General features: G+C 49.8%; 25 protein-coding genes and 1 tRNA gene. 8 read left to right on the forward strand and 18 right to left on the reverse strand.

Annotated elements, in window-relative coordinates:
• Positions 1-297, forward strand: a 297-nt coding sequence (locus R2I50_RS02350) for a hypothetical protein (protein ID WP_316607494.1), incomplete at its 5' end; no start/stop codon positions are given.
• Positions 298-445: 148 nt separating this feature from the next.
• Here R2I50_RS02350 and trpA read toward each other — a convergent pair.
• From trpA to acgA, 12 genes are all read right to left on the reverse strand, one after another.
• Positions 446-1216, reverse strand: coding sequence for a tryptophan synthase subunit alpha (gene trpA / locus R2I50_RS02355; RefSeq protein ID WP_186833298.1), 771 nt, complete (start codon positions 1214-1216; stop codon positions 446-448).
• Complete coding sequence (gene trpB, locus R2I50_RS02360; protein ID WP_186833299.1) at positions 1209-2399, reverse strand: tryptophan synthase subunit beta; 1191 nt, start codon at positions 2397-2399, stop codon at positions 1209-1211. Before trpB ends, trpA begins: the two co-directional genes overlap by 8 nt.
• Positions 2396-3004, reverse strand: coding sequence for a phosphoribosylanthranilate isomerase (locus tag R2I50_RS02365; RefSeq protein ID WP_316607496.1), 609 nt, complete (start codon positions 3002-3004; stop codon positions 2396-2398). Before R2I50_RS02365 ends, trpB begins: the two co-directional genes overlap by 4 nt.
• Positions 3001-3783: an indole-3-glycerol phosphate synthase TrpC gene (gene trpC, locus R2I50_RS02370; RefSeq protein ID WP_316607498.1), complete on the reverse strand. Its 783-nt coding sequence runs from the start codon at positions 3781-3783 to the stop codon at positions 3001-3003. The genes R2I50_RS02365 and trpC overlap by 4 nt, the downstream gene beginning before the upstream one ends.
• Entirely contained in the window at positions 3780-4811 is a 1032-nt protein-coding gene (gene trpD / locus R2I50_RS02375; RefSeq protein ID WP_316607546.1) for an anthranilate phosphoribosyltransferase, read from the reverse strand. Before trpD ends, trpC begins: the two co-directional genes overlap by 4 nt.
• 35 nt (positions 4812-4846) lie before the next feature.
• A complete protein-coding gene (locus tag R2I50_RS02380) occupies positions 4847-5413 on the reverse strand; it encodes an aminodeoxychorismate/anthranilate synthase component II (RefSeq protein ID WP_316607499.1) in 567 nt (188 codons plus the stop codon).
• On the reverse strand, positions 5413-6876 hold the full coding sequence (trpE, locus tag R2I50_RS02385) for an anthranilate synthase component I (RefSeq protein ID WP_316607501.1): 1464 nt from the start codon (positions 6874-6876) through the stop codon (positions 5413-5415). Before trpE ends, R2I50_RS02380 begins: the two co-directional genes overlap by 1 nt.
• 445 nt (positions 6877-7321) lie before the next feature.
• A complete protein-coding gene (locus R2I50_RS02390) occupies positions 7322-7696 on the reverse strand; it encodes a desulfoferrodoxin family protein (RefSeq protein ID WP_399552819.1) in 375 nt (124 codons plus the stop codon).
• 37 nt (positions 7697-7733) lie between these two features.
• A complete protein-coding gene (locus R2I50_RS02395; protein WP_316607503.1) occupies positions 7734-8663 on the reverse strand; it encodes an aldo/keto reductase in 930 nt (309 codons plus the stop codon).
• Between the two features lie 376 nt (positions 8664-9039).
• Positions 9040-10032, reverse strand: coding sequence for an alcohol dehydrogenase catalytic domain-containing protein (locus R2I50_RS02400; protein ID WP_316607504.1), 993 nt, complete (start codon positions 10030-10032; stop codon positions 9040-9042).
• Position 10033: 1 nt separating this feature from the next.
• The gene (gene acgM / locus R2I50_RS02405) at positions 10034-11089 is read right to left on the reverse strand and encodes a radical SAM/SPASM domain protein, ACGX system (RefSeq protein ID WP_316607505.1); all 1056 of its coding nucleotides are present in this window, start codon (positions 11087-11089) and stop codon (positions 10034-10036) included.
• Between the two features lie 84 nt (positions 11090-11173).
• Positions 11174-11338 carry an ACGX-repeat peptide gene (acgA, locus tag R2I50_RS02410; protein ID WP_173564576.1) on the reverse strand — a complete coding sequence of 55 codons (165 nt, stop codon included), beginning with the start codon at positions 11336-11338 and terminating at the stop codon, positions 11174-11176.
• Positions 11339-11497: 159 nt separating this feature from the next.
• On the opposite strand from acgA, the gene R2I50_RS02415 reads away from it, so the two are divergent.
• Complete coding sequence (locus tag R2I50_RS02415; RefSeq protein ID WP_173564578.1) at positions 11498-11833, forward strand: helix-turn-helix domain-containing protein; 336 nt, start codon at positions 11498-11500, stop codon at positions 11831-11833.
• A 211-nt stretch (positions 11834-12044) separates the two neighbouring features.
• Here R2I50_RS02415 and R2I50_RS02420 read toward each other — a convergent pair whose 3' ends face one another.
• The 4 genes from R2I50_RS02420 to R2I50_RS02435 form a co-directional block, all read right to left on the reverse strand.
• Positions 12045-12404 carry a TnpV protein gene (locus tag R2I50_RS02420; RefSeq protein WP_173564580.1) on the reverse strand — a complete coding sequence of 120 codons (360 nt, stop codon included), beginning with the start codon at positions 12402-12404 and terminating at the stop codon, positions 12045-12047.
• Between the two features lie 2 nt (positions 12405-12406).
• The gene (locus R2I50_RS02425) at positions 12407-12580 is read right to left on the reverse strand and encodes a hypothetical protein (RefSeq protein ID WP_173564583.1); all 174 of its coding nucleotides are present in this window, start codon (positions 12578-12580) and stop codon (positions 12407-12409) included.
• A 78-nt stretch (positions 12581-12658) separates the two neighbouring features.
• A complete protein-coding gene (locus R2I50_RS02430) occupies positions 12659-13534 on the reverse strand; it encodes a hypothetical protein (RefSeq protein WP_316607508.1) in 876 nt (291 codons plus the stop codon).
• Positions 13531-16527, reverse strand: a complete 2997-nt coding sequence (locus R2I50_RS02435) for a hypothetical protein (protein WP_316607509.1) — start codon at positions 16525-16527, stop codon at positions 13531-13533. The genes R2I50_RS02430 and R2I50_RS02435 overlap by 4 nt, the downstream gene beginning before the upstream one ends.
• A gap of 134 nt (positions 16528-16661) precedes the next feature.
• Between R2I50_RS02435 and R2I50_RS02440 the strand changes: the two genes are divergently transcribed.
• The 5 genes from R2I50_RS02440 to R2I50_RS02460 all read left to right on the forward strand — a co-directional run bounded on the left by R2I50_RS02440 (position 16662) and on the right by R2I50_RS02460 (position 20646).
• A complete protein-coding gene (locus R2I50_RS02440) occupies positions 16662-16850 on the forward strand; it encodes a hypothetical protein (protein ID WP_316607510.1) in 189 nt (62 codons plus the stop codon).
• Between the two features lie 64 nt (positions 16851-16914).
• Positions 16915-17967: a relaxase/mobilization nuclease domain-containing protein gene (locus tag R2I50_RS02445; protein WP_316607511.1), complete on the forward strand. Its 1053-nt coding sequence runs from the start codon at positions 16915-16917 to the stop codon at positions 17965-17967.
• A complete protein-coding gene (locus R2I50_RS02450; protein WP_316607512.1) occupies positions 17964-18827 on the forward strand; it encodes a ParB/RepB/Spo0J family partition protein in 864 nt (287 codons plus the stop codon). The genes R2I50_RS02445 and R2I50_RS02450 overlap by 4 nt, the downstream gene beginning before the upstream one ends.
• Complete coding sequence (locus R2I50_RS02455; protein ID WP_316607513.1) at positions 18824-19030, forward strand: hypothetical protein; 207 nt, start codon at positions 18824-18826, stop codon at positions 19028-19030. The genes R2I50_RS02450 and R2I50_RS02455 overlap by 4 nt, the downstream gene beginning before the upstream one ends.
• Positions 19030-20646: a recombinase family protein gene (locus tag R2I50_RS02460; protein ID WP_316607514.1), complete on the forward strand. Its 1617-nt coding sequence runs from the start codon at positions 19030-19032 to the stop codon at positions 20644-20646. Before R2I50_RS02455 ends, R2I50_RS02460 begins: the two co-directional genes overlap by 1 nt.
• Before the next feature lie 96 nt (positions 20647-20742).
• Here the strand turns inward: R2I50_RS02460 and R2I50_RS02465 are convergent, their stop codons facing one another.
• The gene (locus R2I50_RS02465) at positions 20743-21231 is read right to left on the reverse strand and encodes a hypothetical protein (protein ID WP_316607515.1); all 489 of its coding nucleotides are present in this window, start codon (positions 21229-21231) and stop codon (positions 20743-20745) included.
• An 81-nt stretch (positions 21232-21312) separates the two neighbouring features.
• Positions 21313-21388 (reverse strand) — tRNA-Ala (locus tag R2I50_RS02470).
• A 319-nt stretch (positions 21389-21707) separates the two neighbouring features.
• Here R2I50_RS02470 and R2I50_RS02475 point away from each other — a divergent pair.
• Positions 21708-23018 carry a glycosyltransferase 87 family protein gene (locus tag R2I50_RS02475; protein ID WP_316607516.1) on the forward strand — a complete coding sequence of 437 codons (1311 nt, stop codon included), beginning with the start codon at positions 21708-21710 and terminating at the stop codon, positions 23016-23018.
• Positions 23019-23119 lie beyond the last annotated feature (101 nt).

Genomic DNA, 23119 nt, shown 5'->3' on the forward strand with positions numbered 1-23119 from the left:
ATCGAGGCGACCGACCTGACCGCAAAGGTCATGCGTGAGCACGGTATCAAGACCCGCAAGCTGGGCAAGATCAGCGAGGGCAGCACCGAGATCCTCGACGCGATCCGCGCAGGCTACGTCAGCTACGTTATCAATACCAGAGCCATCATGTCGGGTGTCCATTATGAGGACGGCACCGCGATCCGCCAGACAGCTGTTGAGAACGGCGTGACCATCTTCACCTCGCTCGATACCGTCCGCGTTCTGCTTGATGTACTCGAGGAAACCACGCTGACGATCTCGACGATCGACTCCTGACGCGCGCGTCAGAGTAAATCCGGTGTAAACAGTGAAGTGATAAATAATAAAAAGCGTCGGGCAAAGGTGGTTTGTACCATCTTTGCCCGACGCTGATATATTCGACTAATATTTCATCTTTATCTCGCAGCACATAAAAATACGTTCGTTATCTGATCGCGTCCTTCATGGATTTCACATATGCTCCTACGTATTCGGACGCGTTTTTGCCGTGCTTTTCGAGCAGCTTGACGATCGCGGAGCCGACGATCGCGCCGTCGGAGAGATCCGCCATCTTCTTCGCTTGTTCAGGTGTAGAAATGCCGAACCCGATCGCGCAGGGAACATCCGTATTCTCCCGGATGACCTTAATAATGGACGCGAGATCGGTTTTGATCTCACTGCGCATACCCGTCACGCCTAAGCTGGACACAACATAGATGAAGCCCTCTGCTTCTTCGGCGATCATCGCGATACGATTCTCGGAGGTTGGCGCGATCAGAGAGATCAGATCAACATCGTATTGACGACAAATCGGGAGGAATTCATCCTTCTCTTCAAACGGCAGATCAGGCAGGATCAGCCCGTCGATCCCGATCTCGTGACAGGTCGAGATGAATCTTTCGGCGCCGTAGGAGAACACGACGTTCGAGTAGGTCATGAACACCATCGGCACGCTGACATCGCGGCGCAGATCTCTGACGAGTGAAAAGACCTTGTCGGTCGTGACACCGCCGGAAAGCGCTCTGAGATTCGCCCCCTGGATCACGGGACCTTCCGCGGTAGGATCGGAGAAGGGGATACCCAGTTCGATTAGGTCGGCGCCGTTTTCCACCGCGGAACGCACGACTGCCGCAGTCGTTTCCAAATCGGGATCGCCGCAGGTGATGAAGGCGATGAAGGCTTTTCCGCTTGTAAAAGCTTTGCGGATATTACTCATAGATATCCTCCCCTCTGTAGCGCGCGATAGCGGCACAGTCCTTATCTCCTCTGCCGGAGATCGTGATCACGATGATCTTGTCCCGATCCATCGTCGGCGCGAGCTTTATCGCGTGCGCGACGGCGTGCGCCGATTCGATCGCGGGGATGATCCCCTCTGTTTTCGCGAGGTATTCAAAGGCGCATACCGCCTCTTCGTCGGTGATCGGCACATACTCCGCTCTGCCGATATCATGCAGATGAGCGTGCTCGGGCCCTACGCCGGGATAATCCAATCCGGCTGAGATTGAATAGACGGGGGCGATCTGACCGTATTCATCCTGACAGAAATAGGATTTCATGCCGTGGAAGATACCGAGCTTGCCGGTAGCGATGGTCGCGGCTGTCTCAAAGGTGTCGACGCCTCTGCCTGCCGCTTCACAGCCGATCAAACGAACCGTTTCATCACCGATAAAGTGATAAAAGCTACCTATCGCGTTGGAACCGCCGCCGACGCACGCGATCACGGCGTCGGGCAGTCTTCCTTCTTTTTGCAGCATTTGCTCCTTGATCTCCTTGGAGATGACCGCCTGAAAATCGCGGACGATGGTCGGGAACGGATGCGGCCCCATCACGGAACCGAGGCAGTAGTGGGTGTCGCTGATGCGTGACGTCCACTCGCGCATGGCTTCGGATACCGCGTCCTTGAGGGTCGCGGTGCCGCTTTTGACAGGGATGACCTGAGCGCCTAAAAGCCGCATACGGTAGACGTTCAGCGCCTGTCTTATTGTATCTTCTTCACCCATGAACACTACGCATTCCATCCCCATCAGGGCGGCGGCTGTCGCGGTGGCAACGCCGTGCTGACCGGCTCCCGTTTCGGCAATCAGGCGTGTCTTACCCATCTTCTTGGCTAGGAGCGCCTGTCCGAGAACGTTGTTGATCTTATGCGCGCCGGTGTGGTTCAGATCCTCGCGCTTGAGATAGATCTTCGCGCCGCCGAGGTCGTTCGTCATCTTCTGTGCAAAATAGAGCCTTGACGGTCTTCCGGCATATTCGTTGAACAGCTCTCCGAGTTCTCTGTTGAATTCGGGGTCGTTTTTATAGTGATCGTACGCTTGTTCCAGCTCGATCACGGCGTTCATCAGCGTTTCGGGGATATACTGACCGCCGTGGATGCCGAAGCGTCCGTTTGGATTTGTCATGATTGTTTTTCCTTTCTGACGGCGGCGATAAATGCCGCCGCTTTTTCTTCGTCTTTGCGTCCGTCCGTTTCGATGCCTGAGCTGACGTCCACCGCGTATGGATGTAAAAGCCTGACCGCATCGCCGACATTATCGGGGGACAGCCCTCCCGCGAGAAAATACGGTCTTTTGACGTCCTGCAATACCGACCAATCGAATACATTGCCTGTTCCCGCGCCGGAATCCAGCAGGATATGATCGGCGGTACAGGCTTCCGCTTTGGCGAGATCATGACGGGATTTGATCTGGAACGCCTTGATGATCGGCTGATCGGTACGCTGTCTTAACCTTTGTATATAGGCTTCATCCTCGCTGCCGTGGAGCTGAGCGATATCAATGACGCCGCTGTTCAAAAGCGCGGCGACCGTATCGGGCGCTTCATCGACAAACACGCCGACCGCCCGGATATCGGACGACAGCAGTTCTTTTAACTGAGCCGCTTTTTGCGGATCGATATACCGCTTGCTTTTCGGTGCAAACACAAAGCCGATATATTCCGGCTTTAATTCATTTGCCGTTAGGATATCGCACGGACGTGACAGTCCGCACAGCTTGATCTTTGTCATAGCATACTCCGTAATTCCGCGAGCTTCGTCTTTTTGTCGTGCGCTTTCATCAGCGCTTCGCCGATCAGTACCGCGTCCGCCCCGAACTCACACAGACGCTTGACGTCCTCAGCATCTTTGACGCCGCTTTCGGAGACGAAAAGGATATCCTGCGGGATCAGCTCTCTGAGCCTTGCGCTGTTATCGGTATCAACCGAAAAATCCTTCAGGTTGCGGTTGTTGACGCCGATGATCCGCGCGCCGGAGCGGATCGCCGCGTTGACCTCCTGCTCATCATGTGCCTCTACCAGCGCCGACAGTCCGAGTTTGTCACAGACAGCGATGTATTCTTTGATCTGCGTTTCGCTCAGGATGGAGCAGATCAGCAGCACCGCGGACGCGCCGAGGAGCTTCGCCTCATAGATCATGTATTCGTCAACGGTGAAATCCTTGCGCAGGCAGGGGATCGAAACAGTGTTCGCGATCTCTCTGAGATATTCATCACTGCCCAAAAACCACTTCGGCTCGGTCAGCACGGAGATGCAGTCCGCGCCCGCCGCCTCATAATCCATCGCGATCCGCGCATACGGAAAATCCGGCGCGATCAAGCCCTTGGAGGGAGAGGCCTTTTTGCATTCGCAGATAAAGGAGATCCCCGGATTTTTCAGCGCGGTTTCAAAAGCGAAAGTTCCCCTCGGCAGATTCTCCGCCTGTCGCCGAATGGCGGATAAAGGCGTCGCTTTTTTTGCTTCACATACCCGTTCCTTCGCGTGTTCCGCGAGACGGTCGAGGATCGTCATGCTTCCACCTCGGGACGGTTGCTGACCTCGATCAGCTTGTCGAGTGTCGCGAGCGCCTTGCCGGAGTCGATGATCTGAGCGGCAAGATCAATGCCGTCCTTCATGTTGTCCGCTTTGCCGCCGATATACAGCGCCGCGCCGGCGTTCATCAGTACAGCGTTGCGTTTATGTCCTTTTTCTCCGTTCAGGATCGCGAGGGTGATCTGCGCGTTTTCTTCGGGTGTACCGCCCCTCAGATCTTCCTTTTTACAGCGCTCAAAGCCGAACTTTTCGGGAGTGATCACCGAGGATTTGAACCAGCCGTCCTTGATCTCACAGATCGTGGTCGGTGCGCTCAAGGAGATCTCGTCCAGCTTTTCCTGACCGTACACGACCATACCGCGGCGGATGCCGAGGTTGACGAGCACCTGTGCCAGCGGTTCCACCAGATAGTCGTCATACACGCCTAAGAGCTGCATGGTCGGCGAGCCGGGATTGGTGAGCGGTCCGAGGATATTGAAGACGGTCCTGAAGCCCAGCTCCCTGCGGATCCCGCCGACATATTTCATCGAGGTATGATATTTTTGCGCGAAGAAGAAGCACATACCGACCTCGTTCAACAACTCGACACATCTTGCGGGGCTTTGGTTGATATTCACGCCGAGCGCCTCCAGACAATCCGCCGTACCGCAAAGGGAAGACGCGGCGCGGTTGCCGTGCTTCGCTACCTTCATACCGCCTGCCGCCGCGATGATAGCTGTGGTGGTGGAGATGTTGAAGCTGTGGGCGTTGTCGCCGCCCGTACCGACGACCTCAAAGAGTTCCATGCCGGTATCGACCTTGGTAGCGTGATCGCGCATCGCCGCGGCACAGCCCGCGATCTCATCCGTTGTTTCCGCTCTGGCGCTCTTCGTGGACAGTGCCGCCAAAAAAGCGGCGTTTTGGGTCGCTGATGTTTCTCCGCTCATGATCTCGTTCATGACGGCATATGCCTCGTCATAGGTGAGATCCTCCTTACTGACTATTTTTTCGATAGCTTCTTTGATCATCATAAACCTTCCTTTGTATCTGGATTACGGCTGTATCAGCCGACTAAAAAGTTTTTCAATATGGTTTTTCCGTCCGGCGTCAAAATGGATTCAGGGTGGAACTGGACGCCGTAAACGGGAAAGATCTTGTGCTGTACCGCCATGACCTCGCCGTCCTTTGTCGTCGCGGTAACGCGCAGACAGTCGGGCATGGTGTCGGGATCGGCGGCAAGTGAATGGTAACGCGCAACGAGGGAGTTCTCGGGACAGCGGTTGAACAGCGGACAGGCGGCGTCGAAATGCACCTCGCTCTGCTTGCCGTGCATGAGCTGCTTGGCATAGGTGATCGTCGCGCCGTACACGGCACAGATCGCCTGATGACCGAGACATACGCCGAGGATCGGGATCTCTATGCCGAGCTTTCGGACGACCTCGATGATGTTGCCGGCGTCCTCCGGTCTGCCCGGTCCCGGAGAAAGGATGATACGGTCGGGCGCCAGCGCGCGAATCTCCTCGACGGTCAGTTCATCATTGCGGATGACCTTAATATCGGGATCGATCTCGCCGATATACTGGTAAAGGTTGTAGGAAAAGCTGTCGTAATTGTCGATCAATAATACCATTATTCCACCTCCTGGCCGATCCGGAGCGCCGCGAGCGAGGCTTTCGCTTTGTTCAGGCACTCCTCATATTCCTTTTCGGGGTCAGAGTCGGCGACGATCCCCGCGCCGCTGCGGACAAACACCTTTCCGTTCTTCTTATAGGCGATACGGATGGCGATGCAGGTGTCCATATTGCCGGTGAAATCGATGTAGCCGATCGCGCCGCCGTAGATGCCGCGCTTGTTGTTCTCCAACTCTCCGATCAACTGACAGGCTCGTATCTTCGGCGCTCCGGACAGCGTTCCCGCGGGCAGTACCGCTTCGATCGCGTCCAGCGCATCCTTATCATCGCGTATTTCGCCGCGTACCGTTGAGCCGATGTGCATGACGTGTGAGAACCGTTCGACGGAGTGTAGCTTTTCGACTGCTACGGTGCCGAATTTGCTGATCTTCCCCAGGTCGTTGCGTCCGAGATCGACCAGCATATTGTGCTCGGCAAGCTCCTTTTCATCACAAAGCAGCTCCGCTTCCAGCGCCCTGTCCTCCGCTTCTGTTTTTCCTCTGGGTCTGGTGCCGGCGAGCGGAAAGGTATGGAGCACACCGTCCTCCAGCTTGACCAAGGTTTCCGGTGAAGCGCCCGCGACCTCTACATCCGTGCCGGAGAAGTAGAACATATACGGCGAGGGATTGATGGTTCTGAGCACGCGGTAGGTATTGAACAGGCTGCCTTCAAACGGAGCGGATAAACGATTTGACAGCACAATCTGGAAGATATCGCCCTCGCGGATATGGTGCTTTGCTTTTTCCACCATTGCGCAGAACTTCTTTTGATCAAACAGGGGTGTGACCTCACCTGTCAGCCTTCCGGCGGGTTCACTCTTCTTAGCGCCGTTTTTCAGAAGATCGCTGAGCTGGGAAAGCTCCATGACTGCCTTGTTGTAGCCGACCTCTACGTCATCAAGCGGCATATTGACGATGAGGATGATCTTTTGTTTCAGATGATCGAATGCGATCACCTTGTCGAACAGCATCAGATCAACGTCCTTGAAGTTCTCTGTATCCTCCGTGTCACGTTTCACGCTTGGTTCGCTGTAAGCGAGATAATCATAGGAAAAATAGCCGACCAGTCCGCCCGTGAAGGGAGGCAGATAATCAAAACGCGGACTCTTGTATTCGCTGAGGATCTGCCGCAGATATGCAGAAGGATCATCGGTTTTGACCTTGAGGTTTCCGAGCTTCATTTCCCCTTCTATGCAGGTGATCTCCATCTTTGGCTCAAAGCCGAGAAAGGTATACCGGCCCCATGTTTCGTTCGATTGAGCAGATTCCAGCATATAGCAATGTGTCGAAACATTTTTCAGGATCCTCATGGCTTCGATGGGTGTGGTGAAATCCGACAGGATCTCCGTGCTCACCGGAAGTACATTGTATCGAGCCGATGCCGCGATCTCCTTGACCTGAGAATAGTCCGGCAGTATTTTCATATTTGACCCTCCGTTTACAAAATTTAAAAACAAAAACGTCCTCGGCAGAATTAACTTCTGCCAAGGACGAATAACAGCTTATCCGCGGTGCCACCTTGATTTCACAGCATGACCTGTGCGCTTAGCGGGATACCAGCATATCCCCGGCAAATGACGTCTGCCTGCAACGTCGCAGCATACTCTGTGACAAAAGTCACATTTGACTGCGCCCTCAGCGGTCCATTTGACGACTTGTTTCTGACCCGACTCTCAGCAATGCGGGTTCTCTGTACAGGCATCATCGCCGTTATCTCCGCTTCAACGGTTTGATGTGTTAAATTATTTCATACTATAGCATAACAAAAAACCATTGTCAATAGTTTTTTTTTGCATAATCACCCGAACAACGTATATATTTTCGTTGTTATGATCGGCGGCATCATTCAGATATCGGCAACAGATCCGATCACTTTTTCCACAGTCCGTGGAGATTGCAGTAGGCGTATGCCGCCTCAAATTTTTCGCCGTCGCACAGCGCGAAGCAAGCCATCGGCTTGTCGCCGGGCTCCAGTATCTTGCGCTGATTGCCCTGATCGGTGCTGATCGCGATCCACTCGATATAATGCTCCGGAGCCATCGGGTGAGCGACCTCACCGACCGTAACGATCACCTTTCCGTCTTTGATCTCGACGACCGGCACATGCTTTTCGACGGCGGCGTCAGCAGTGCCCGGAACGATCTCCGTCATCTTTTCGCCGCAGCAGGAGATCGGCGTTCCGCTCGCTTTGACAACAGCAATGATGTTGCCGCAGTGTTTACATTTGTAAAATTTCAATTCCATCAATAACCTCCTGAAATAATGTAGATTAAGTTATACCTCACGGCAGATACTTGCCCGAAGCAAGATACAGCCGATACCATTCGTTGTGGGTGAGGTCGACCTTTGTCGCCTCGCAGATATCCCTCAGATGATGCGTATTCATCGTTCCGACGATCGTCTGGATCTTGGCGGGATGGCGCAGGATCCAAGCGATCGCGATCGCGGTCTTGGATACGCCGTACTGCTCGCCGAGTTCACTGAGAACACGGTTCAGCTCGGGCAGCTCGGGATCATCGACAAAACATCCTTGGAACAAGCCCTTCTGCAGCGGCGACCACGCCTGAACGGTGATGTCGTGCAGACGGCAGTAATCGAGCGTGCCGTTGTCACGGTCGATCGAGCGCTCTGACGTAAGATTGTTGACATAAAGCGTCTGATCGATGAGCTGACTTTGATCCAGCGAGAATTGAAGCTGGTTGAACACAAGCGGCTGACGGATATATTTTCTCAACACCTCGAGCATCATCGTCGGAACGTTGCTCACACCGAAAAAGCGCACCTTGCCGCTCTTCTCCAATTCATCGAACGCCTCAGCGATCTGTTCCGGCTCATACAAGAGGTCGGGACGGTGCAGCAGCAGCGCGTCAAGATAATCGAGTTTCAACCTGCGCAGGCTGTCGTTGACGCTTTCAAGAATAGTTTCCTTTGACCAGTTGAACTCACCCTTTTCGGAAAGGATGCCGCACTTGCTCTGGATATAGACGTCCTCACGGCGGATTCCTGTTTTGGGAAACGCGTCTCCGAAGCGCGTTTCCGCCTCGCCGTCCCTGCCGTAGCAGGTGGCGTGATCAAAGAAGTTGATCCCCAGCTCATAGGCTGTGCGTATGAGGTTCGCCGCGTCATCTGTATTCAGCGCCGGCATCCGCATACATCCGAGGATGATCTGAGAAGCGCCTTGAGGTCCGTTGACGATATCGATCTGTTTCATATTGCTCAGCCTTTCCGTTGTTCGTAAATAATTCGTTGCGTGTATGTTTATGCAATTCATTCTATCCTACAGCGTCATCTTTGTCAATGCTTTTCGTACCGGGGAGAGTGATTCTTGCAACAGTCGGACGGAGTGAGACCGAACTTCTCAAAGAATGCGCGCGAAAAGGAAAAGTATGATAGATCAGAAAACCGCTTGACAGAGCAATCTCCGAAACCTTTATCATTTCTTTCGGAATGTGCTGAACAGACTGTAAACGGTTCAGCGCCTCGTGGCAGAGGCAAAATAGTTGTTCGTCAATTCGATCATCAAACGTGTTGATGTTTACCGTGATTATGAGTTGAATAACGAACTAATGAAAAAGGGATCGGATCTTCTATTCAGTCAGAGTCTGCGACACAGTATCACATTCTCGAACTTCGACTACGATTTTACCATTCACCTTTCCTCTGTCAAGAGCAATACACGCTTCCCGGATATGGTCGAAATCAAACGTCGCGCCTATCAGCGGTTTCAGATGATACACGTCCATAAAGCAAAAAAAATCCTTTATCATCTTCTGCGTCGGATAGTTGCTGAAAAAGCCTGTCAGGTACACTCCGTTGGGGATGTCCTTGATCGGGTCAAAGCCGTTCCACTCATACACCTTGCCGAGAACGCCTGTGTTGCAGACGACCGCGCCCTCTTCGAGCGCAAACATCGTATCTCTGAGGGTTTTGATCCCGACAAGCTCCAGTGCTTTAGTAATGCCGCTGATCTTGCCCTTTATCGTGCCGTTATCAAGAATACACTCGTCACAGCCTGCTTCTTTTAAAAGCGGCAGTTTATCCTCTTTATGCGTTGTACCAATAACGGTACAGCCGAGTGCTTTGGCGAGTTGGATCGCCACATAGCCGAGAGCGCAGGTCGCGCCTCTTATCAGGAGTTTGTTATCGGGCTTCGGCCGAAGGCATTGAAACAGCGACCCCCAAGCGGTGAAATAGGTTTCGGGGATCGCTCCCATCTCAGCCCACGACAGCTTGCTCTCCACAGGAAAAACATGGTGTGTCGGCAATAAGGCGTACTCAGCGTAACTGCCGTTGAACGACCGCCCCATGCCGCCCATCAGGGCGACGACCTTTTGTCCGATATTAAATCCGCTGTCGGACGGGTCGGCGATCTCTCCGACGCACTCGATACCGGGGATGATCGGCTTTTTGATATAGTCATTTTCTATTTCAAATTCTCTTAAAATCTGTTCCGAGTGATTCAGTCCGAATGCCTTGATCTTCACGAGCACCCAGCCGGATTTGACCTTCGGCACTTCCACTTCTGATAAAACAATATCTTCCGCCTTTGTCGGCTTCGTCAATACAACTGCTTTCATCATCTCACACCTCAATCAGTCCGTTCTCTACACTTGCCCAGCACTGCGGATCATCGGCGTAGAAATCACCGTTTGTGCCTTTTGCGACGGCAGGACACCCTCTGCACCATGCGAGCAGTTTACATCTTGAACACTTGCTGAACTTGGTAAACTCCCGATAACTCTCCATAGAAGTCAGCCACACATCAGCGAGCCTATCCTCAAACACATTCCCGACCTTGCTTTCCGCCACTCTGCGGCAAGCGTAGATATCGCCCGTCGGCAGTATCGTGATGTGACAAGCGCCGCAGTTGCATCCGCCGTACATCATACTCTTTTCGGCGTTATCGGGGATGGTGAACTCTCCTGTTTCGTATTCATAGAGCGTCCAGAGGTGGTCTTTCTTATTGAAATAGGTCTGACAGCCTTCCGCATCATACTCCTTGAACTTCTTGTCGCAGGCCGCAAGCAAGCTGCGGTACTCCTGCGCCGTCATACTCGCGTCAAGGTCGCCGCCGCTCGGCACATAACGGGAGAAGGCAAAAACATTTGCGCCCGCTTCGACCACCGCATCGATAATTCCCGTGACCTCGCTCATATTGGTTTTGGAAACCGTCGTCATGATCACCGAACGGATACCCGCTTTATTGATACATTTTACCTTTTCGAGCGTGCAGTCGTAGGAGCCGGGCTTACGGAACCAATCGTGCGTTTCACGCAAGCCGTCGAGAGAGAGCTGATACTTTTCACAGCCGAACCACTTTAATTCCCTGCACACCTGGTCGTTGAGGTGGAACGGATTGCCGAGGATCGTGAATTGAATGTCGTGATCGTGAAACAGCTCCAGCAGCCGCCAAAAGTCAGAATGCAGAATCGGATCGCCGCCCGTCAGATAAAAGTACGGCGTGCGCCCGAACACCTCGCAAAAATCAAGGCAGTTGTAGAAGGTGTCCTGCATCTGCTCCCATGTCATGGATTTCAGGCAGTTGTGTTTGCCGTCCGAGAAGATGTAGCAGTGCTTGCACCGCTGGTCACATTCATCCGTGATATGCCATTGAAAAGAAAAATACGGTTTCATCATGATTACCTCGCATATATAAACAGCATTTGCTGATGATTACATAATCGCCCTCCGAATCATTATCGAAGGGCATTACGGACAAGATCACTTGTCACCTGCGCCGCAGGCTGAACCGCAAGCGGACATTTTATCCGATGTGCCGCAAGCAGATGCTTTGTCGGAAGTGCCGCAGGCAGAAGCCTTGTCGGAGGTACCGCAAGCAGAAGCTGTGCCGCCCTTTGTCCAAGAAGCAATATTCGATAATGCCATAGCTGTTCTCCTTTCATAGTTTCTGATTCCATTATAAGGAGCGATCACCGGCATAACAAGTACGCACTTTTTAATTACATAGGCACCTTTTTGTAACCTATCGACAAACCACATTCTTTCTGTTATACTGTATTCAAATTCAGATATAGGAGGCGCACCATGAAAACAAAAGCCGAATTACCCGACTGTCCCGTCGCAACCACCGTCAGTCTGATCGGAAGTAAATGGAAGCTGTTGATCCTGCGAAATCTGCTCGTCAGACCGTGGCGATTCAACGAGCTGAGAAAGTCGCTCGACGGTATCAGCCAGAAGGTGCTTACCGACAGCCTGCGCTCAATGGAGGAGGACGGTATCATTACCCGCACCGTCTATCCCGAAGTGCCTCCGAGAGTGAAATACGCCCTGAGTGACCTCGGTGAGAGTATGCGCCCGATCATCAAGTCAATGGAAGATTTTGGATCGAGTTATAAAAATTTCAGAGAAAAAGAAGAATAAAAAAACAGCTCCGAGTAACTGTCATGCAGAAACTCGGAGCTGTTTTTCTCAGGCAGAGAGATATTTATAAAATGTTTCACTGTATCATCACTTCCTTGCAGTTACCGTGAACCACGGCTTGACGGCATGCTGAAAAACTGAAAAAGCATATCATTATCATATAAAAAGGAAAGCGGCTGTTGCAATCAAAGTATTGCAGCAGCCGCTTCGATTAAACTGTATAGATAATTTCAGCAAAAACGATCTCACTTGCGCGTGAGTTGATATTGTTCATTTTTGCCACCCACTCTAACGGATCTTCTCCTTTGAGCTTCTCGGTAACACCTTCTTGTTCTGCAAGCTGTTTTACGAGCCGGTCATACATATTCTGCGCTTCTTCATTGATATCAGCGAGATGATCGATCAGCTTGCATTGGGTGAGTAAGTTATAGTATAGGATTTTGTGATGTTCTTTGAGATAGCGTCTGCGACGTTGTCCCCAGATACCGATCTCGCGAGGCTCTTGCTCAGGCAGTTTAAGATCAGGCAAATAGTAGTCACCCTGTCTGGTATAAGTGATTTTTGTACTCATGGTCAGACCTCCTTTACTCGCACATGTTTAATCTTTGCTTTTGTGAGTTGAACGATAATCTCATCGAGCGCGTCGGTATAATGCCCGGTTTTGATAAGTTCGTTTTTCATATCAATCAAACTGTGCAAGATAATTCGACGCTCATCGGCGGTGAGGTAAAGATGGTACTTCTTCATATGTTTGCCCCCTTTGCTTTGATGATTCTATTATATACAGGAGGCAATCCGGCGTCGAATGTACGGATTGATTATTATTTATAAAATCGGTCCAAAAGCTATTTTACCTTGAGAAGCAATGACCTTATACCTGCAAATCCCATGCCGATTCTCTCTTTGTATCAATGATTTCGTGATCTTCGCCAACCACTTTTTGCTTAGGTTGTTGTTGCCGTAATAGGCGTCGAAGTTAGCGACAGGTAAGACGACCCAATCGGTGTCATCGGGCTTATTGGCGAAGTAATAGCGGATCATCTCAGCAATAACCTCTTTCGGTACGCCATTGGTACCTGTTGTTTCAAGCTGTTTATTTACTGTTTCAGGAAGCGGATATTCCTCCGTTCTGAGTGCGCCCGCTTCCAAGGCGTCGGCGATGATGTCGTCAAAGCGGAGCGTCCACGCTCCTTTTGTGTTCAAAGCAAAGATCGGCACTTGCAGCTGACGTACCCTCTTTTTCCACTGTGACGTAAAACCCACAGAGAGATTCTCGCACTTTTTGTATGCGGATTTGCTGACCTTATCGGGATTTGCTTTTACAAACCGAATAACACTTTTTATATGGCGGTAAAACCAACCTTTACCGTTTTCATCTATCAGCTCCGGGAAGTCGGCGGACAGCTCACGAAAGTCCACCGACGGCTCGGAGCTTTTCTTTTTGTCCGGAACACTGCACCATGCGCATAGAGCGTTTCGAGCAGTGTCGATCCTGTCATATGGATTTCCGTCAAGGACAGCTCCGTCTTTATCATGGAACAGATAGCCCCTTGCGATTATGGTCAAAATACGACCGAAGCCGGAGAAGTCGGTAATCATGTCAAAGGTAAAGCGACCGAGATAGGTAGTATCGGTTTTGCGGAAAGCGGTATAAGTCGGCTGCTCGGTATATGCTTTGAATTCCACCCATTCGTTTGTCATCGCTTTATCCTCCTGCAATTCTCAAATACCGTCATCGGCATGACTTCCAACGCGAATTGCCGCTCACCGAGAGCGACCGCGCATTTCAGCACTTCGTTCAAATCGAATTTTTCTGCGCCTTTAATATGCGAGGTCATCAAATATATACAGTTACTGACAACCGTTTTACGATAATCACCCGTTTGATTTGTATTACTGAGCAGGGCGCTCAAATCTTTGCCGTCATCCTGATGCTTAACGTGATCGGCGATTTCCTTTGCACGATACATATCGTCAAGGTCACAGATGATGTCGCCGAGGATTCTGTACCCGCTGTGACGGAAATCACAGAACAGCTCACGGTAGTCATAATCAATCATTCCCGAGATAATCTCATAGGTTGCGACCATTCTGTCTGAATGTGGCGTTAAATGCCAAGCCGTTTCGGATAGTTTCAATCTTGACCGGCGAATATCAAAAGGCGATATGTTATCAAAAGCGCTGTATAACTCGTCGACGGAGTAAAGGTTTTCCTGACCTCTTGCAAACAGGATTCTTTCGATATCGGTTTGGCGCTTCCGCTCTTTCGGAATGTGACGAATAAAGCGATTACGTTTCATCGCTTCATGATATGCAGCGATAATGGCTTTTGTCCGCTCAAAAACGTGTTGATCTAATGAATCTTGCCAGTTCGGAGATTGAGCAAAAGTGAATAGCTCCGCGTCTGTTGCCGGATTCGCTTTGTGCTTTAGCGTTTCTTTATCCAGCATATAGGCGTAATACGGCAGCTTTTCAAGATTGGAGCTGACGTTGTCCCAGTCGGTTTTGCCGATGAATTCCTTTACGCGTTTCGCTGTTGTTGGCTGATACCATTTCCGCTGTGCGCTATCGCCGACAATCGACTTGTATTGCAGGAACAGGCTTTTCTTTGCTTTACGCACTTCCAGATACTCGGACAAATCGGGCTTAACACCGCTCTTGGCTGAGTCGATCTCTAAGCCGGTCAGGATCGCCAACACCTCGGTGTCCTGACGGCTTGCCACTCTTTCATCACTTTGGCTGTTCTCATCATAAGCGATAATGCCACGCCGTAAAGCGGCATTACTGATTTGACCGACGCGAGAAGAAAAAGTGCTTTTGACCGTTTCCATCCTTTTATGCCAATCATTCGCATCGGCAATGATTGGATCTGCCGACGGTATTTTCAGCACAGGTAACGGCGCCGTGTCATCATAGCCTTTACGGATACATTTGTTGACCAACGGATCGGCGATCGTCTTCACCATATCGCCGTCATAGTCCGCGCCGCCGAGACGGTCCGGGATCAATGATCTGGAATCCACCATAACCACATAGCGAAGGTGAGAAAGATACTTCTTTCGCAATATACCAACCTTTGATAACGGGCAAACAAGCGCTTCCTCGTTTCGTGCAATATGCGGACTCCTCAATAATGTGTAGTGATCCTGTACCTCATAGGCAGGCTTCGGGGCGTATATCTTATTCCCTGTCAGGCATTCTGATTCCAGTTTTCTATACGCCTTGCTTTCTCCTTCGGCACACCCTACAATGTACGCCAATAATCGCATCAAGTCGTCGGATAAATAACGGTTATCTCCTGCAACCAACAACTGTCCGACAGCGTACCTTTGTCTGACGCTCTCCGCTTTGTCGGAGAGCTCTTTTGCGTATATCGCTTCTTCCATAAACAGCGGATTTTGTTCGATTATCTCCGCGCGCTGTTTACGCTTATCTGTTATTCCAATATCTTCATCGTCAAGAATATCGGTAAAGTGTTTCTGTATGTTGCCATATTCGCCGACGTAATCATAATACGCTGCTTCTGTCGTTTTCGTCAGCCAGTGGCGCGGATCGGTATTCGGAGATTTGTCCCATCCGAGCGGCAAGTCCAAAGGTCTGAATTCTTCATCCGTCAAGGCAAGTGTATTCAGAAACTGATAATTCAGTTCTGTTGTTACCTGCGGCTCTATTTTATCCATACCGGAGATATACAAAGCATAGTTGTATTTCCTGCATCTTTCCAAATACTCTGCCCATGTCAGACCGTTTTCCGTCATCCAGCCAAAGCCCTTGAACATACTTTTGGTGAGAATCATATCCACGTCGGCAACGGCATGAGCTTTACCCCAAATATCTTTTATCTCTTCAACACGCAACTCGGAAAACAGCTTTTTGAAATCGACCTCGTGAACAACGCCCTTGATATACGGCAGACGGATTTGAAAAGAATGGTGCTGTCCCGATTCTGTCAGCATATATGAAAGCTCTTTAGAGATAATTCCTTCGCCGTCAAATTCCAACACCTCTACATCTGCCTTTGCTTCAACACGGTTGTATTTGCGCGTCGGATTGTCTGTTCCATCGTCCTCAACTGTAATAATATCAGCATCCTTTACGAAACTTTTCGGATTGTCTATCACGACGATCCTTTTTTCTTGCAGTAGATTCTGTATTTCTTCCCGACGACCGCCTGTGAACATCAAGCCGTTATAGGCATACAGCTTAGATAACTGACAATTCTCGATCTTCATCCCAAGCATCATCCGTTCTCGGAGAGGCTCATACACATCCTCACGCACAAACGACAGTACATTATGACGACTCATGCTTGCCGAACGTTCAAAGGCGATATACCGACGTGCAGGATATCTTTCATCCAAAACGATTTCGATTCCCTCGGGACGGAACAGACACTCTGCTTTCCTCTGTAACTCAGCGATCCTGCCAACAGGCTTTCTGTCGAAGATCCCCGAGAAATCAATATAGACAAACACATCGGATAATCGGTCACATGGTGAGGTTGTATCTTCCAAACTGTACAAGACCGCCATTGCCTGATAGAACATCATGCAGTCCTCTTGCTCGGACAGTGCGATAAGGTACTCCTTTGACGGATCGGTTGCGTTGAAATAAAACCTCCACCCATCGTTTTGCTTCACGGCAGAGGATAAAAGGCTCAAAGCTGAGATTTGCGGTATCAAATACTTTTTCATATATTTCTCCTGATATGATCTGAAAAAAAGTATAGCATAACGCCTCTATATATTCAAGTATCTGTTATTTGATAACTGTCCCCACTTTTTAAGGGACAGCGATTCAAATATCACTTGAAAGGAGGCGATGCCTTATGATCGAATCATCCATTATGCCGCAAAAAGTCACGCGGAGTGACGCGCTGGCTGCGTATGTTGACTATGAGTTTTATACCCTGCGTCAACACCAAGATGATCTGCAAAGGATTATGCATCGAGATCAGATCCGCTCTGCGATTGACAGCACTATGCCGTCACAATATCGCGGTTATGAGAATTGGTGACAGCAGAATGGCGTCAGGAACAATAACCGTGAGTTTATCAATGAGCCAAACAGGCACAAAAATAATGATGTACCATTCAGATTGTGCCAAAACGGCACAGCGGTTATTATCCGATCACAATCATTTCGTCGTAAATGCCGTCAATATGTGGAACGGCAAAAAGTTCAACTGTAACGAAGGCGTGTACTGGCGGTTCCGAGCACTGTCTGATCAGCTGTGCGCCGAACACCATTTGACGGTCATCAAGAATCCGCAGGGTAAAACGCCACGAAGCATTTACTTTGCGGAGAAGAACGGCGAGCCTACCAAGTTCAATCTCATGCGGCAGGCGATCGACTACGCTGTTGATCACGCATTGAGCTTTAAGGAGTTCAAAAACATTCTGTTCGATCAGGGCTATATCGTGAACTTCAATGAAAACCGCACCTACTGGACGATCCGCTCCGTTAACAGCAAAAAGAGCGTTCGTATGATCCGGCTGGGCGAGGAATACGGTAATCAAGCAATTCAGCGGCGTATCTATGAAAAGTCTGATAGATCTGCATGGCAGCGCAATCGAGAATACTATGCCGAGCAGAAAGAAATGCGGTATTTCCAACCGAGGCGATTTGTATTCCGCGGCAATTTCAAGAGAACAAAGAAGCATACGGGGATATACGCCCTTTATCTTCATTACTGTTACCTATTAGGCAAACTCCCGAAGTTTCACCAGAGACAACCGCTGTCGCCTGAGATGAGAGAAGCTTGGCGTCACCTCGATCGTATATCCGCTCAGGTGACCTTGCTATCCCATAAGAAGCTGAACACCTTAGAAGATGTCAGCGGCTTTATACAAGAAACCGATTCTTCCATCAAAGAGGTAACAGCCGTGCGGCAGAAACTCTACAACAAACTGCGGCGTTGTGATGACGACGAAAAGAGGACGGAGTTACTGTCCCGCCGAGATGACTGCACAACGCTGTTGAAACAGCTGCGCAAAGAAAAGCGGATTGCCCAAACCATCATTGAGGACAATCCCAAGATCAAGGAAAACATCCGTATCGAAACGCAGGCTATCAACAAAGCCTACGGGTTGGATACCAAACAAAAATATCATACAAGGAGTTACGAACGATGACAAATATATCAATAACAAAACTACACCCATTCAAAGACCATCCCTATAAGGTGCTCGATAATGACGAGATGAACAGCCTGATCGAGAGCGTTCAGGAACACGGCATCCTGTCGCCGCTGATCGTCCGTCCTTTAGAGGGAACAACAGACCAATATGAGATCATCTCGGGATACCGCCGTTTCCGCGCGGCACAGAAGGCAGGGCTTAGTGAAGTCCCTGCCTTTATTCGTCCCGTCAGCCGAGACGAGGCGGCGATCATGCTGGTGGACAGCAACCTCCACCGTGAGCATATCCTGCCCTCGGAGAAAGCCTTTGCTTATAAGATGAAAGCAGAGGCGCTCAAACAGCAGGGTAGACGAACTGATTTAACTTCGGGACAAATTGTCCCGAAGTTCGACAAAAACCGCACTACTGCGGTCATCGGTGCAGAGTCAGGAGAGAGTTACAAAACTGTTCAGCGCTACATCCGCTTAACCAACCTTATCCCCGAACTGCTTGACCTGATGGACAAGGGCAAGATCGCTTTTTCCGTCGGCGTGGAGCTGTCCTACCTTCCTCCTGAGATACAGCAGGAATTATACGAGATCATCGACCGTGAGGATTGCACACCGTCCTATTCACAGGCGTTCCGTCTCCACAAATCTTTCAATAACTGCTCCCTGACCCGTGAGGGGTTAGCGGCGGTAATGTCAGAGGAAAAGCCGAATCAAAAGGAAAAGGTGAGCTTTAAGTACGATGATCTCCGCAAGTATTTTCCGGACAGCTATTCGGTCGGAGATATCCAGCGATATATCCTAAACCTTGTAGCGAAAGATTATCAGCGCCAGCATAACCGCAGCAGGGGAGGTGACGCACGATGAAGGATCTTGATATGAATGACCATACGAAGCAATACCGCTCGATCGGTGGGCATCGTATCAGCATCTCTTTTGCAAAGGATCCCAACCCTGAGCTGTTCACTCAGCTCAGGGATATCCTGCTCACTTGCTCCGACACTTCACACATTTGTCCCGATCCCCCGAATGATGATACAATTTCATCATCAGACAAGGAGGCGTCGTAATGGAAAAGAATCGTGTATGTTGCCTGTACCGTGTATCGACAGACAAGCAGGTGGACTATGACACCAATCACGAAGCGGATATCCCGATGCAGCGCAAAGCCTGTCACCGCTTTGCGGAAAAGATGGGTTGGACGATCGTTCATGAGGAACAGGAGGACGGTGTTTCGGGACACAAGATTCGTGCCGAGAATCGTGACAAGATTCAGGCGATCAAAGAGCTTGCCCGCAAGGGGAAGTTCGATATCCTCCTTGTGTTCATGTTCGACCGAATCGGACGTATCGCCGATGAAACGCCGTTCGTTGTCGAATGGTTTGTCAAAAACGGCATTCAGGTATGGAGTACACAGGAGGGTGAACAGCGCTTTGATAACCATATCGACAAACTGCTCAATTATATACGATTTTGGCAGGCTGACGGCGAAAGCGAAAAGACCTCTATCCGTACACGCACCAGCCTCGGTCAGATGGTGGAGGAAGGACACTACAAAGGCGGCTCACCTGCTCTCGGTTATATGCTGGTCAAGAGCGGTCGTCTGAACAAGCGCAAGCATGAGCTGTATGATCTGAAAGTCAGTGAGAACGACGCCGCAATCGTCCGATTGATCTTTGATAAATATACCAAAGAAGGTATCGGTATGCAGAAGATCGCCAATCTCTTGAATGACGGCGATTATCCCAACCCTACCGGGAACCGATGGTCGTACAACACCATCCGCAATGTCATCCACAATCCGACCTATACCGGGTATCTCAGAAGCGGCGACAGCCGTTCGCCCTTCATCCCTGAATTGCAGATCATTTCGCAGGAACAGTTCGACAGGGCGCAGGAGATCGCAAGCCAAAGGGCAAAGGTCATGAACAACAAACCGCGTGTGCCGATGAACATGAAGGGCAATGCGCTGTTGTCGGGCAACGTCTTTTGCGGTCACTGTGGCTCAAGGCTTCACCTATCCACCGCTTGCAAGTATTACACGAAGAAGGACGGAACCCTTGTTAAGAAACCCCGCGTCCGATATGTCTGCTACGGCAAGACGAGGAAAGCTACCGTGTGCGACGGTCAGTCGATCTATATGCAAAAGAAGCTCGACAGTATCGTCGAGAGCGTCGTGAAAGAGGTCTTTGAGCGTATCAAGGGCGTTCCTAAGAGCGCCGTTATCAGCTCACGGTACGAAGAGGAGCTGACGATCAGAAAGACGAATCTCAAGCGCCATCAGTCCGAATATGCCAAGGAGGTTGATAAGCTGAATAAGCTCCGCTCAGAGGTCGTGAAGTCCATTCAGGGAGAGAGTGCCTTTTCTCAGACAATGCTCGCCGGATTGGTCGAGGAATCCGAAGCAAGGATGCAGAGCTTGAAGGAACGCTGTGATGAAGCGCAGCGTGAGGTGGAATCCTCGGAGAACCTTATCAAAGACCTGAATACGCAGTACGATGAGATCATCTCATGGTCGAGCCTGTATGACAGCGCGTCCATAGAAGCGAAAAAGATGATCGTCAATTCGATGATTAAACGCATCGACGTTTACCGCAACTATGACCTGAACATCGAGCTGAATATGAATATCCGCCAGTTCTTCCTCGGGATGGATGAGCAGGAAAGCTATCCGATCACAGCGTAATAAGAAAATAGTAATCCGCCTGCTCACTGCGAGCAGGCGGAGATAATAATATTACCTATTGTTTTACTTAAGAGTAACTTTTATATTCCGTCTATTTTACCAATACAAATCTACAAAAACATATACTTCTTCTTTTCCGTTAAGGACGTGTTTATATTTTGTTTTAAATAGACCATGAACTGGAACACTATCATGCATTTTTATACACTCACTGTGTAAATCAATGATTATGAATCCATCTTTGATCAGTTGATCATTTACTTTACTTAACACTCTGCTATCTAACTCTTTTTTGCTTAAGATAAGAGGGTCGTATGTCGCGAATCCTCCAGTTAGAAACAATACTTTGCTAAAATCTAAAGGGTCATTGTCGTAATGCAGATTAAATCCAAGGTTTTGCTCTGAAACAGATACAGTCCCTATTTTCGATAAATATCCTCTTATATGATTGCTTTTGACCTGAGCAGCCATTTCGGCTTCTCTATGAATAATATCTATTATATTTTTTATATAGATATCACAGGTAAACTGAATCCTTTCATCAACAGATCCATTGATATTATTAAGCGCGTCAACAAAAGTCATAGTAATCTCTCCCAAAAAAGATTTGACGGAAATTAATGATATGAAAAGAAAGAGTATCATGAAGATACTCTTTCTTTTCACTGGTGGAGATAAGCGGATTCGAACCGCTGACCTCTTGAATGCGAACCAAGCGCTCTACCAACTGAGCTATACCCCCGTGTCAAATGTATGAAATTGTAGATGTCGGACTCACCATTATTGAATGGCGGGTCGGAGGCATCGTAAAACGATGTCGACGACAAAAATTATCTATGGGTTGCGTAAGCCACCCTGTCGGGCTACCAACTGAGCTATACCCCCATAACGCTTTAGTATTATACAACATATTTTCGGATTTGTAAAGTGCTAAGAATAAAATTTTTTATATTCTTTCAAATCGGCATTCGTATTTCGTTCCTATAGAAAGTAAAACGCTGATAATGCATTCCAATCAGGCAAGCAGTGAATTTCGGTTGACACAGCCTGAGGTTTTTGATATGATTAATCTGTCAGAAAACGTTGATAACCTATCATTTTATGAAAAGAAGAGTGATATCACGATGGATAACAAAAAACAAAAGAAGTTTACTCTGCCGGCGATCAGTAAATTCGAGCAAAATGTGCTCAGCTTCATCCAGCAGCACCTGTTGATGATCGCGATGTTTGCGGTGACGGCGCTTGCGCTGATCATTCGGTTTATGCTACGCGAAAATGTTTCGGGCGACGCCTATTACTACCTGCTGCCGTGGTATGATACCATCAAGGCAGGCGGTTTCAAGAGCCTGTCCCAGCCGGTCGGCAACTACGGGATCCTATACCAGTTCTGCATCACCTTGTTCACTGTTCTGCCGATGAAGCCGCTTTATACCTACAAGCTGTTCTCGGTCATCTTCGATTTCCTGTTAGCGGCGTTCGGTATGCATGTCATCATGAAGCACGAGACATCTCACCGCGAGCTCAAGGGCGTGTTGATGTATGCCGCCGTTCTGCTCTCTCCGATCGTGTTTCTCAACTCCGCCTACTGGGCGCAGTGCGATGTGATCTACACCTACTTCTGCGTGCTGTCGGTGTATGAGATGTACCGTGACAAGTATCTGCCCTCGATGATCCTGTTTGGTGTGGCGATCACCTTCAAGCTGCAGGCGATCTTCGTCCTGCCGTTCCTGCTGTTCTGCTATCTGTACAAGAAGCGCTTCTCCATCCTCTATTTCCTGACGATCCCCGTGACCATGATCGCGCTGTCGCTTCCGGGTATCGTGATGGGGCGCGGCGTTTTCGAGGTGTTCACCATCTATTTTGAGCAGACAACGACCTATCAGCAGATGACGATGAACTATCCCTCCTTCTGGACGCTGTTCCAGAACGCTTCTCTGGATGAATTCTATCAGAAGTTCCATACCGCGGCGACCCTGCTGACCGTAGCGGTGCTGGGTGTGTATATGGTTCTGTGGATCAAGAAGAAGATCCCGCTCAATCTGCGCAACTCGTTCTCGATGGCGTTTATCATTTCCTACACCTGCGTGCTGTTTCTGCCCGCGATGCATGAACGCTACGGCTTTATCTATGAGATCCTCGCGATCTTCCTCGCGTTCTGGTACTACAAGACCATCCCGATGCTGGTGCTGATGTATTTCACCACCTTCGGCACCTACAGCCACTTCCTCTTCGCGTACGGTATCGACAGTGTGCGGTTCGCGTGGTTCAATGTGCTGGTCTATGTGGCGTATGTCATCTATCTGCATAAGCAGATGTTCAAGACCGCCGAGAGCGACGACGCCCCGAAGCTGTCTCAGCCCGCCAAAGCATAAGCCTCATTTATTTGAGGATACTACAGCTCTTGGAAATAAATATGTTTAGGAGCCTGCATCATACTTTATAAAAAGATAAGCGCTTCCCGTTCATTAACGCG

It is taken from the genome of uncultured Ruminococcus sp., assembly GCA_902785355.1.
Classification (GTDB): domain Bacteria; phylum Bacillota; class Clostridia; order Oscillospirales; family Acutalibacteraceae; genus Ruminococcoides.